At 46.6% G+C, this 13,301-nt stretch carries 7 protein-coding genes; 6 read left to right on the top strand and 1 reads right to left on the bottom strand.

The annotated features are described in order from the left end of the window. Positions 1-2: 2 nt before the first annotated feature. The 6 genes from traG to traI are packed head-to-tail and all read left to right on the top strand — an operon-like array spanning position 3 to position 12,461. Positions 3-2,834 (top strand): conjugal transfer mating-pair stabilization protein TraG, encoded by a 2,832-nt coding sequence (traG, locus tag L2717_RS12895; RefSeq protein WP_220773241.1) that lies wholly within the window; start codon positions 3-5, stop codon positions 2,832-2,834. Between the two features lie 37 nt (positions 2,835-2,871). Beyond that, positions 2,872-3,405 (top strand): hypothetical protein, encoded by a 534-nt coding sequence (locus tag L2717_RS12890; protein WP_220773242.1) that lies wholly within the window; start codon positions 2,872-2,874, stop codon positions 3,403-3,405. A gap of 2 nt (positions 3,406-3,407) precedes the next feature. Continuing rightward, complete coding sequence (locus L2717_RS12885) at positions 3,408-4,103, top strand: excalibur calcium-binding domain-containing protein (RefSeq protein WP_220773243.1); 696 nt, start codon at positions 3,408-3,410, stop codon at positions 4,101-4,103. Between the two features lie 19 nt (positions 4,104-4,122). Next, complete coding sequence (gene traD / locus L2717_RS12880; RefSeq protein ID WP_220773244.1) at positions 4,123-6,249, top strand: type IV conjugative transfer system coupling protein TraD; 2,127 nt, start codon at positions 4,123-4,125, stop codon at positions 6,247-6,249. Positions 6,250-6,262: 13 nt separating this feature from the next. Then, positions 6,263-6,442 (top strand): MerR family transcriptional regulator, encoded by a 180-nt coding sequence (locus L2717_RS12875; RefSeq protein WP_220773245.1) that lies wholly within the window; start codon positions 6,263-6,265, stop codon positions 6,440-6,442. Positions 6,443-6,500: 58 nt separating this feature from the next. Next, on the top strand, positions 6,501-12,461 hold the full coding sequence (traI, locus tag L2717_RS12870; RefSeq protein WP_220773246.1) for a conjugative transfer relaxase/helicase TraI: 5,961 nt from the start codon (positions 6,501-6,503) through the stop codon (positions 12,459-12,461). 20 nt (positions 12,462-12,481) lie between these two features. Here the strand turns inward: traI and L2717_RS12865 are convergent, their stop codons facing one another. Continuing rightward, on the bottom strand, positions 12,482-12,841 hold the full coding sequence (locus tag L2717_RS12865; protein WP_220773247.1) for a hypothetical protein: 360 nt from the start codon (positions 12,839-12,841) through the stop codon (positions 12,482-12,484). Positions 12,842-13,301 lie beyond the last annotated feature (460 nt).

Here is a 13,301-nt window from a genome sequence, read left to right as displayed (position 1 = left end):
CCATGGCGGTTGAGATTTTCACCTACAGCAACGGTGACGTGGCCAAGCAAGTGATGAATGCCATTGCCGTGCTGTTCAAGTCCGATTCATTTGCCAGCATGATAAGCATCTGTGCACTGTTTGCCGTTGTGGCCACCGCGCTGCACTTTTTCATCAAGCGTGACCATAACGCGATTATGAAATGGTGCGCGGTTTACTTTGCCGTGCCATTGCTTGCCATGAACACCACCGCCACAGTGCAAATTACCGATTTAACCAATCCGACGGGTAACTATCGCGTGGACAATGTGCCCGCGATAGTGGCGTATCCAGCCTCATGGGCGTCGCATTATATGTATGCCACCACCCAAACGGTGGAAGATATTGCTCACGTACCGGATGATCAACAATACAGTAAAACGGGCATGATGTTTGGCTCTGAGCTGTACAAGTTATCCAGACAAAGCGAGATAGAAAACACCCAACTTAAAGGCTATTGGCAGCACTACATCAGCAGTTGTATTCGCGGAGATATGCTACTCAATAATAAATACACATGGCGAGATTTAGCCAGTGCACCGGATATTTGGGACTTTCTAGCGACTCACAACCCTTCGCCGCTACGGGCGATTCAAATGGGTCCTAATGACTATCCTACCTGCAAAGAAGCCCTTCCGCGCCTCAAGCAGCTATTCCAAGCAGACAGCGCAAAAAGCATCAAGTTACTGGGCAGTTGGATTTATGGTGAAAAGGCCACAAGCCAACAAAGCTTTTTGAATACCAGCATCAGCAGTGGTTATCAAAAGTACGCCAATATCAGTCAAAGCGCGTCGCAAATCACGCTGCAAAACATGACGATTAACGCCCTGCGAAATGGCCTTGCAGATGATGCAGCGGTGAGCAACAACACCGCCGCCGCATTCAACTACGCCTATACGCAAAACAAAATGCAAACCACATCGATGTGGGCGGGAATGGCCCTGCAGGCGCGCGAATTTTTGCCCATGCTGCAATCGATTTTGTTTTTGCTGTTTAGCTCTGTCGCCTTTTTAGTGGTGGCGATAGCCATGATCCCCTCGCTCACGTTTCAAGTACTCGGCAACTATTTCAAAGGCTTTATCTACCTAGGCACATGGCCGGTGATGTTTGCCCTCATTAACTTCATTATGACCACGCGCTTATCCCTTAACGCCACCGAAATCACTAACATTTACGGCGGCATCACGTTAAGCAACGTTGATCCCTTACAAGAAATGCACTCCCGCTATGCCGCTATGACCGGCTTTTTAATGATGAGCGTACCGACATTAATTGTCCCGCTCATTATGAAAGGCGGTGCGTCGGTAATGAGCAGTATGTCGCATCAGTTCGCGGGCATGATGAGCAGCGTTAACGCGCGCACTTCTGCGAGTGCGGCAAGTGGCGATATCAATTTGGGTAACGCTCAGGTGGATAACTACAGCTACAACAACACCAACGGCAATAAAATCGACACCACTGGCGTTGAACGTATTCATGGCAACACCAAGCAAGATGCAACAGGCTATGAGACCACCACCTTTGATGATGGCAAACAGGTCATTAGTGGCCAAAATGCTTTAAGTCGTAGCTTGCCGGTGAACATCAGCGGTAATGATGTGTTATCAAACTCATTATCTCAATCAGCCACTGATAGCATCAATGCCAGCAAGGTTTCTGGTGAGCAAGTCAGTACAAGCATTGCAAGCATCAACAATGCCGCGTTAAGTCAAATGAGCGGAGTTAATACATCGAACAGTTATGGCAGCAATAGCGCCACCGGCGACAGTGGTTCCCATAACAAAGGCTTCTCAGATATGAGTAGCACTGTGAAGTCTTATGCCAAAGATTTTAACGTGTCAGAAGAACAAGCCTTAAGCGATTTAACCACTATGTATATAGCCGCAGAAGCGGGGGTAAAAGTTGGCACACCTGGGAGTGGAATATTTGGTTCTGGCGCACATGTTTCCGCCAATGCAGGCACCAAAGGGTCAACCGATGAGTCTAACAGCTCGCGCATGAGTGAAAGCGAACGCGCAAGTCGCCAAGAAAGCTATCTTGACCAGTTCAGCACTAACGTTAACACCGTGAAGTCATATAGTAGCGGCGAACAAGCGAGCGAAACTAACAGTAAAAATGCAGGTGAAACGCAAAGCTTCCTACAGGGAATTAACGAAGCAACAACCCAAGCTAAAAACTACCAATCTCAGCTCACCGAAGCACAAAGTTACACTGATGCAGCCAATAGCGTGAAGAGTGGCTCAATTAGTGTTGGTCGCGATTTCAATCAGGATTTTGTTAATTTCGTCGGAAAGGCAAGAGAGCAGGAAGGGGATTTCATGGATGTTATCAAGGGCGAAACCCCTCAAGCGATAGAGACGAGAAACCAGCTAGTCGAAGAATTTGCAAACAGCCCTGAAGTCAAAGCGATGGCTGAGCAATATAAAAATCATGAATTTCCGCAAAACAGAGATGACATTGTGCAAGCTCAGGAGCGTTACGCTTCAGACATTGATGTCAATAAACAGCAATCACCACATTATGCTCCTGCGCCGCTTAATGAAAGCCTCTATCAATCAGGCGAATTTGAGCGCATCCAAGGCCATGCTGCGCAAGGTAACGCTGAAATTAGACAAGATGTTTGGAAGGAAGAGCGCGACCATACTCCTTCAAATGTTCAGAGCATTGATATGGAACAAGCCCGTGCAGATGCGGAAGCGGCGCATGCCCTAATTCCCTCAGACAATCTAATACCACCAGACAGTCGAAGTGATGATGAAAAATTGGCTGAAACAGTACGTCAATCAAGTCCCTTTAATACAGGACCAAAAATGTGATAATAGCCATGACTTTTAATCACAAAGAGATAACCTCATGAAGATCATTAATAAAATTGCACTATTGTTGTGTTTGTTAAGTCCCTTATCTCAGGCTGAAACCACCCTGTTCGGCCTCACCTTGGGCAAATCCACGAGGCAAGAGGTTGAGCAATCCTACACACTCCAAGACAGAAACACTGCATCAGGACAGTCTGATAGACGGAATTATTATGTCGTTGATGGCAAGCAGTTTAATGAGCCACAGCTTAAAGACGCCGCGCTGTATTTTGATGACGCTCAAACATTAGGAACCATCCTGTTTACCTTCCCGAGCTCCTTAGAAAAGTATAAGGCGCTAGAAGAACAACTTAGCCGCCAATACCCACGCATAAAAATGGCCCCCTTCGTATCGGAGCCATTACGCCTCGATAAAGCCGAGTTTCAAAATGACACCACCCATATCCGACTGGAGTACAACGTTTACAGCACTTTCTTGTCCTTTACTGACCTAAAGTATCGCGCTGCCAACCAAAAACGCCTCGCTGAAAAGAAAGCCCTCGAAGGCAATAAACCGAAAAAGGAACCCTAGACGTGACCTTAAAACATGACACTCCCCCCACTCAAGGGGGGGTAAAAACCATTTACCGCGCCAATCGATCCATTATCCATTGGACGATACTTGGCATTATGGTGATGACAGCACTGTTGTGCTGGCTACTCCTTGGTAAAGACACCGTACTGGGGGCGTATTATTACGCACTATATAGTGGACGCGCGTTATTGCAGCCCGCCGCAACGATGGTGCAAACACACTGGCAAGGGGTGATATACACCAGCACGCTAGGCGATCAAGTACATAACCCCGTCTTGGCGGATATGTTTACCTTATTCACCACATGGTTTGCCATCATCTTCGGGGCTTGCACCACCCTAGGGTTGATTTTCATGGCGACCGATCCACGCTTTCGAGTTAAAGGAAAACTATTATCGATACAGAATCGCACCCTTGTATCAGTTGGTTTATTGCTTGCCTTTTACTCCACGTTGACGACGGTGTGGCAACCGAGCTACCCACCCGTGCTCACCACTTTTGCCACCAAGCACCTCGTCACACAAATACCCCTTACCTCGACGCCAAAGCAAACCGCCTTTCGTTGTGATGGCCGCACACATTGCAGCCAAATGAACTCAAGAGCAGAAGCGGTGTATTTCATTAACCATTGTCCCAACACCAAAATGGATGGCGACAATAACGGCATTCCTTGTGAAAACGACAGTCGCTGGTAGTAGGTAAGGAACCTTAATCATGACCTTAAACCCCAAACGTACTAAAGGCAGTAACTACACCCGTGGTGGCCAGATTTTATTTCACAATTTGCGGATGTTCCTGCAGATTAACGCCGTGCTTATCCGCTGGACGTGTTATGGCGTGCTCATCTTAACAGCGCTGCTATGCTACCTATTCATTGATAAAGATACCTTAACAGGCGCTTATTATTACTGGATAAACCAAACGGTTAGCATGTTTAGACCAGAAAGCCATGTCATGCAAACTGAATGGCAAGGCACTGTCTATACCAGTACGTTAGGGTCTCAATTGCAAAACCCGATACTGATTGCGGCCAACAGCCGCTTTTGGTTGTGGACACAAATTTACCTCCTCATAAGCAGTGTAATTGGCATCGTTTTTCTGTCCGTGGCCATGTGGTATTTCAAGAGAAAAGGGGACGAGCAAACCGAGGAACACTTTATTCGGGGCATGCAAAAAGCCACGCCGAAAGAATTAGCAAAACAGCTTAAAAAAGACAAGCGCCAATCCGATTTCAAGCTCGATGGCATCGGTATTTTCAAAGAACGCTTTGAGGTTCAACACTTACTGCTCGATGGCACCACGGGCGCGGGAAAGTCGGTGGCGCTGCGTAAGTTTTTAACGTGGATACGTGAACGGGGCGACAAGGCGATTATCTATGACAAAGGCTGTACCTTTGTCAGCAAGTTTTATAATCCGGCAACGGACGTACTACTAAACCCGTTTGATGAACGCTGTGCCTATTGGGATGTGTGGTGTGATGCGCATGAACCCTCAGATTTTGAGAACATGGCGAGCGCGCTCATTCCCCAACACGGCGAGGGCGATCCATTTTGGGTGCAATCTGCTCGCACCATTTTTTCATCTACTGCATTTAAGATGCAAGATGAACCTAAAGCGAACCAAACCACTGAACGACTGCTTGAACTCATGCTGACCAGCGAGCTTGAGTCCTTAAGTGAGTATCTTAAAGGGACCGAATCGGCCTCACTGGTATCAGATAAAATCCAAAAAACGGCGATATCCATTAAATCAGTCCTCGCGGCCTACATCAAATCATTACGATTCCTTGCCGGACTGGATGAAAAGGACGAACAGGGAAAACTCCTTCGCCGCAAATTTTCAATCCGTGAGTGGGTGAAAAACGATGCCGAAAATGGCTTCCTATTTCTATCCAGTAACGCACAGCAACATGCTTCATTGCGGCCACTGATCTCAATGTGGCTATCCATTGCCTCGACCGCCATTTTAGAACAAGACGAAGATCCCGACCGCAGAATTTGGGTGTTGATGGATGAAGCACCAAGCTTGCACAAGTTACCTGAACTTGCCGAAACAATCGCAGAAGTGCGCAAGTTCGGCGGCTGTTATGTCATAGGCATTCAGTCATTCGCACAGCTTAAAAAAGTCTATGGCGAAAATGCGGCACTTGAAATGTTCGACTTGCTCAACACTCGCTTATTTTTCCGCTCACCCTCTAACGAAATGGCCAAAATCTCGTCTCACGATTTAGGCGAGCAAGAAGTCGATGTTTCTAAAGAGCAATACAGCTACGGCGCTAATGAAATCAGGGATGGCGTATCACTGGGCCATCAAACCATTACCCGCCCTGTGGTCACGCCCTCTGAAATCATGCAGCTTGAAGATTTACAATTTTGGCTGCGCACGCCTGGCAATTATCCCGTGGTAAGAGTGGATTTAGTCTTTAACCAAATGCGCTCACTGTGCGCCCCGTTTATCAAACGCAACTACACCCCGTCTGAAAACATAAAGCAGATTGAATGGAGTCTGAACTATCACCAGTTCAGTGCGGTTCAACATGTCGATAAGGCAGATAAAACCAAGCTCCAAAGCATTCATGACACCATGTATGAAGGGGATGAAAACAATGATGAACGCAGCGCGGAAGCGCAGCGCATGACCAAACTTGCTGAAAAAACCGATGCGGTCGCCCAAAGCCTCATCGATGCGAAAAAGGCCAAACCGACTGAGTTAGCGCTCAAGGATGCAGAGAAGAAAAAAGCCGCTGAAAAACAAAAGGCCAATGACCAGCACATTGAAGATGCACAGCGACTTGAAGAGCAACAAATAGCCTCAGTACATGAAGAAATATCGCTCGACTAAAGGAGCTAAAACGATGACCTCATTCAACACCACAGTACGAGTGCCCGAATTGTCGGCGAAAATGCCCTCACGTAAAGCCTCTAAAAATGACAATGAACGGATGAACGTCATGCGTCGAATTGAAGCCATCAAGGAACTCAAAGCGCTGGGCTTCACGTCTGACGAAATCAAAGCCCAACTCGACTCAGAATAAACCTACCGGATTAGTTCACCTCGCGCCCCGCGCGAGGTCCCTCTAAAGGAATATCATTATGCTTTCCATCAGTCCCATTGCGTCGAGCGCTGGCGGCGCGGCCAGCTACTACCTCAGTGAAGAAAAGAACCTCAATTTGCCTGACGTGTCGTTAGAAAAAGCAGCGGACGCCAAAGAAGGGGAAACCAACTATTACTTGAAAGAGCAGAGCGCCGAGCCCAATACCCAATGGTTTGGCAAACTGGCAGAGCAAGAGGGAATGTTAGGTAAGCCCGTTGAAGAACATCAACTCAAAGAGGTGTTAGCCGGTAGCCTGAACGACCAAACGCTTAAAACCCAAAACAGCAACGCCCGCAACGGTTTTGACTTTACCTTTTCGGCGCCTAAATCCGTCAGTTTACTTGCACTCGTGGGCGGCGATAAACGCTTAATGACAGCGCACGATGACGCGGTAAAATTCGCGTTATCGCATATCGAGAAAGATGCGGCGCAGGCCAGACAAACCAACCCTGATACCAAAGCGACCTCTTTTGAAAACACGGGCAATTTGCTGTTTGCAATGGTGCGTCACAAAACCAGCCGTGAAGAAGATCCGCAGCTGCACACCCACTCACTCACCGCCAACATGACCAAGGACAGCGAGGGCACATTGCGCGCGCTGGCAAGCAGCTTTAAACAAAAAGGCGGCATCATCAATGGCACGGGTGAGCGGGTTTATAACCATCAAAAATACTATACCTCGCTCTATCAAAGCGCCTTAGCCCGCAGTGTTGAACAAGCGGGTTATCAAACTCGTTCACTGGGTAATAATTTGTTTGAAGTCGAAGGTGTCCCGCAGTCCTTACTCGATACCTTTTCAACCCGTAGCCAGCAAATCAACGAACAAACCCAAAGCTTAGGTTTAGACTCCCAAGCGGCGCGGGATGTGGCCGCAAAGGACACCCGCAAGAGTAAAGCCTATACCAGCGAAGCCACCTTGTTTGAGCAATGGAAAAACAAAGCCAATAACAGCGGCTTTAACCTGACAAGCTTCGTGACGGACAGCATGTCACGAGAAACATCACTCAATGCGTTAGCGCTCAAACCCGCCGCTATCGATGCGGTGAGTCGCGCGATTGAGCACGCCAGTAACACCCAAAACCGTTTTAATTACGCGAAATTAGTGGAATCAGCCACGCTTGAATTTACACTAGGCCAGAAGCTCGATGCGCTCGATATTAAATTGGCACTCGATAAGCACATTGAAGATGGCGCACTCATTCCGCTTGATAAAGAGTCTGCGACCTTTACCAGCGCCGCCCACATCAAAGCCGAAACTAACCTGCTAGAGAGCATCAAGCCAAAAACGGCCAACATGCGCCAAGTGGTCGATACCAACACGCTTCAAGGCAAAGGCTTAAATGCGGACAACCAAAAGAAAGTCTCTGAACTGTTCGCCAGTACCAAACAAGTTAACCTAGTGAACGTCTTTGGTAGCAGTGAACAGCTCGCGACCGCCCTGCTCAATGTCGGTGAGGCCAACGGTAAACGTATTCACATCATTACCCCTGACATGAAAAGCAAACTGCAAACCAGTGAACGAGTGCAACGCGATTCATCGACTATTGGCAAGTGGATAATGAACCACTTCAAACCTGACCACACACACACACTCAGCAGCTTTACTAAAACGGCCAACAACACTAACCGCGATATTTTAGTGGTTGAGAACGCCAATAAACTCGGCCTTAACGACTTTAATGCCCTGCTCGCGCAAGCCAAAGCGGGTAACAGTAAAGTGATTTTGCTCAATCACGCCAATGCCAAGCAAGGCATGAAAGCCGGTAACGCTATCGAGGTACTTAAAAAAGGCAACGTAAACGAAAGCAACTGGGTCGCCACCAAACAAAGCAACACCGCCATGCGACTGCATGAAAGCAAAGACAGTGACAGGGTTAACCTGATTGCAAAAACTTACGCGCAACTGCCCGAGAAGCAACACACCCAAGTCATTGCGGGCACCCATAAAGATGTGAAGCAACTCAACAGCGCCATTCGCGCTGAATTGCAAAATCAAGGTGATGTATCGCGCCTTGGGCTCAACATCCCTACCCTTAATCCCGTGTTCTTATCCGCGCAGCAACGGGAAGTCGTCGGCCAGTACACCAAGGGCATGGTACTCACCCACTGGCAAAAAGTCGGCGGCCGCAATCAACAGCAGCAATTGACGGTGGACAGTGTAAACCGCGATAACAACACCCTCACGCTGATAGACAAAAACGGTAAAGCATCTGAGATTAACCCCAGCAGCAAAGCCTTTAAAGCCGCAGAGTACGTGATCGCTAAACCGGACAATTTACATATCGCCAACGGCGACAAACTCATCATGGCCACAAACCATCAAGACAGTGGTTTGAGCAAACAAATTTATACGATCAACGCCCTGTCCAAAGAATGGGTCACGCTCAAAGACGAAAGCGGCAAACAGCACAGCGTTAAAGCCAGTGCATTGCACCATGCGCCGCTCAATCATGGTTACGCCACCACGCCAAGCAATGCCAGCCCTAATGCAAGTCACCACATCGTCAATATTAAAGCCTATAGCGCCTCTAAAGAGTGGTTACATGACACCCTGACACAAGGCATCAAACACATCGATATATTCACCGACAAGGCACAACAATTTGATGACCGATTAGAAAAAAGTGAGGTGAAACCATCCAGTATTTCGCGCATCATGCAAGCCGCTGACATGCCAGAAAAGTTCGTGAATAGCCAAACCACGGCCCTGCTCACCCAAGATGTGACCGCAGCACTGAATGCCATTGGTGCCCAGCATCAAGACAAAGGGCTTATTCACAATGCAGTGGACTTTGCCATCCAGCACATTAGCGAGAAAGAAGCCGGTTACTCACAAAAAGAACTGATTGTTAATGCGATCAAGTACGCCTTTGAAGAAAAAGGCACCAGCATTACCCAACATGAAATCATCAACACCCTGCAACACATGGCCACGAACAGCACGGATAAAGGCGCGCCCTCACTCCTGAGCGCCGAATACCACGACGGCACCCGCTGGACAACCCAAGCCGCTATCGATACCGAAGTGCGTATTTTAGACAGACTGCAAGCGGGCAAAGACCAACTTGCGCCCCTAACCAGCGTTGAACACGCCGCGCAGGTACTCAGTCAAAATCAAAACCTGACCGATGGCCAAAAAGACTCGACCTTATTGATCACCACCACCAAAGACCGATTTGTGGCAGTTAAAGGGTTAGCCGGTACGGGTAAATCGACCATGCTTGAAACGGGTATCGATCTCGTTAAACAAAGCGAATCCATTCTCAACACACAACCAGATAAGACACCGACACAATTCATAGGTCTAGCGCCGACACACGCCGCCGTTAACGAACTCAAAGACAAGAACGTCGAAAGCCAAACGGTGCAATCACTCCTAAGCAACTTTTTAAGCCAAGATGCGAAACCTGACCAATACGCCAACACCGTGTTCTTGCTCGATGAATCCTCGATGACCAGTAACGCCCAAATGGATAAATTTACCCATTTGATTGAGACAACAGGCGCGCGCGCCGTGTTTTTGGGTGACACTAAACAGTTAACGTCCCAAGAAGCGGGTAAACCTTTTGAACTCGCGTTAAACAAAGGTGCAATCAATAGCGTCACCATGAAAGACATTGTGCGCCAACAAAACAGCACACTACTGAGTGCGGTACACAATATTGTTGATCGCCAGGGCGAAAGCGCTATTGATAAAATTCAGCAACAATTACCCTTTGACCAATACACCCCGCCCACCGCTAACGACGTGGTAACGCCCGAAAAGCAGGCGACAGCTAACATCAATCAAAGCTTGAATATCATTTCAACTTTGCAGCCGCTAACTGATAACCCAAAGAAAAACCAGCAACTTGCGACCGAAGCCCTGCCCGCCACTGTGGCACTGGAATACTTGGCCAGAACACCTAAAGCGCGTGAAAATACCCTTATCATTGCGTACACCAACAAGGAACGCGACGACATTACCCACGAAATACGCCAAGGGTTACAGCAACAAAAAAGCCTCAGTGCCGAGCAATTCACCGTGCCGAGATTACGCGGAGTTCATGCCAGTAAGGCGGAACTGGCGACCATGTTGCCCTATCAGCAGGGGTTAATCCTGACGACCGGTAAAGACAGTTATTTTGAAATTATGAAGGTCGATAAGCTCAATAACATGCTCACCCTCGCGGATATGAAAACCGGCGAGGAAAAGCATTTCTTCCCCAAAAATCATGGTCACAAATTCACGAACCTTTGGGCCAAGAGTGAGCAACCTCTCGCAGAAGGCGACAGTATTATGCTCCGCAAAAGTGATATTGATCGTGAAATGCAGGGCAACAAAACCTATACCGTTAGCAGCATTGACGATAAACAAATGCAGCTCAAATCCACGGATAACCACACATTAACGCTCTCAACCAAAGAGTTGAAAGATGCTCATTGGGATTACGCATACACCCGCACCGCCGATATGGCGCAAGGGGCAACCTATGAGAATGTCATTACCGCGATTAAGGGCCAAGGTGCATTAACTAACGTAAGGCGCGCGTATATCGATATCACCCGTGCCAGTAAGCACGTAAAAATCATCACCGATAACCCGCAAAAAATGATGCTCTCATGGGTCAATAACGATCCCAATAAAGTCTCTGCACTTGAGACAAGAGATAAGTATTACCCTGAACATACCCCGCTATTTAATGACAAACCCTTGCCGCAGGAAAACCCAAAGTACCTCGATGTGAATGGATATGTGGATCTAAAACGGATGGCCACTGAGCTAAATGCCAAGCTTCCGGCCTACAGTGAATCGCTGGCAACGCAGCTTTTAGGTGAGCCGAACCACGATAAATCAGACAAAGATAACCTGACATTTGGCAAAGAGGGGAGCCTAACATTGACCACAACGGGCCAATATCGTGGCTATTTTAAAGACTGGAAAACCGGCGATAAAGGCACCCTAATTAACCTGATTATGGTCGCTGAAAAATGCAGTTATAAGGATGCACTTTATAAAGCCGATAAAATGATGAACGAACCCGATAAATATAATCTGGTAAAAAACCCACAGCATGATGAATTAACACATGCCATTCCGGTTAAGCAAAGTCAATTAGAAGCGCGCGCGAAGCAATACTTTAATGAAGCGAAACCTATCGAAAACTCACTCGCACAGACGTATTTAAACAAGCAAGGCATCGACGTTAAGCAGCATGAAAACTTACGTTTTCACGATGCCGTTTATTCGTCAGAAAAACGTGGGACCTTCCCCGCATTAATTGCGAACATCACCAATGATAAGGATGAGACCAAGGCAGTAGAAATTACTTACCTTGATAAATCCAGCGGTGACATTGCAGCGCTTAAAATAAACAAGCGCATACTCGGCTCTAAATCGGGGAACAGCACGACGATCAACAAAGGCAATAATTCAGACTATAGCATTGTCGCTGTCGGGGTAGAGAATGCACTTAAGATAAATGCTGACAATAAAAACGGGGCTGATGTTATTGCGCTAAACAATAATAATGACACTAAAACATTCAATACAAATGAATTGCGCGAAAACGTGATAGTGGTACTTGATACCAATAATTCACAAGACACTGCAAAACTGGCTAGTGACCTTACGGATAAATTCAGCAAGGAGAATATACATGCGGTTATTATTGAACCCAACCTGATACCTGATGGCTTAAACAAAGTCGAAACGACAAAGCAATTAGTCAACGAAGCGATCTATAGCATCACGACAAAAGATAATACCCTATCTAAAGCCATTCAATCACTGAGTAATGACATTGCAGGCACAAAAAATATCACGATGAAAGATGACAGCACTAACGTAACGACGAATAAAATAAAGCACGATGAACACTATCAACATTTAGCAATGGATAGCCACCGTTCAACCACGAAAGAACATAGCCCCAACATCGACAATCCTAAATTGGATATTGGGGAAAAGACCATGTAATGAATATATAAAGAGGACACTTAGTCCTCTTTATTTTCGCCCGCTAAAATCTGCTCAACTTTTTCCTCTGCCTTTCTCATTGTGTCCTTATGCTTAATACCAGCATTCTGTATATCAACAGGTGCCTCATTGTATGTCTGGTAATAGACCAGACTGCTAGTGTGTTGCGCCTTAACTGTATAGGTCAGAATCACCTCTAACAGTTCGCGAGTAGATAACCCCTCGGCATCATCTTTATGCTCAAGAATACGCAGAGCAAACAAGATCAAATCTCGCGCGGCAGCAGCATCTTTTTCCAAACCCTTCTCTTCTCGATAAGCAACAATCTTGGCATAGAGACCTGCATCGCAGGGGACTTGCACAACTTTACTTCTGGCCATAGTGACATTATCCAATGTATTAAAAGTGTATTAACTACGTATAGATTTGCATTATAACTGTATTAACCAGTGTATTAAAGTTTAATACACTCACAAATTGAGTTAATGAGTAATTCCTTTATAAACATCACGTTAATACTAAATAATACACTCGGTATTAATACTGTATTAATCCGCCTGAAACCATTGGCACAAGGGCTTTTAATACGATTGTATTATTTTATTAATACACCTTTAATACGATTTAGTGTAAAAACGAAATGAATTTTCAAAAAAAAACATTTAAACCATTCTGATATTTAAACAATTAATTTCAATAACTTACACCACAAACAACCATAAGAATTGATTTATCAATTCTTGCGTGGGGTGTGGAGAATATAGGACGTGCCAAGGTGGCATTTTTGCATTAATTTTACGTGTTCAGTTATTTCCGCTCAGGGCAAGTATATCAGCAACT

Source organism: Shewanella glacialipiscicola (assembly GCF_023283485.1).
GTDB classification, from domain to species: Bacteria; Pseudomonadota; Gammaproteobacteria; order Enterobacterales; family Shewanellaceae; genus Shewanella; species Shewanella glacialipiscicola.
This window is presented reverse-complemented; position numbering and strand designations above follow the sequence as displayed.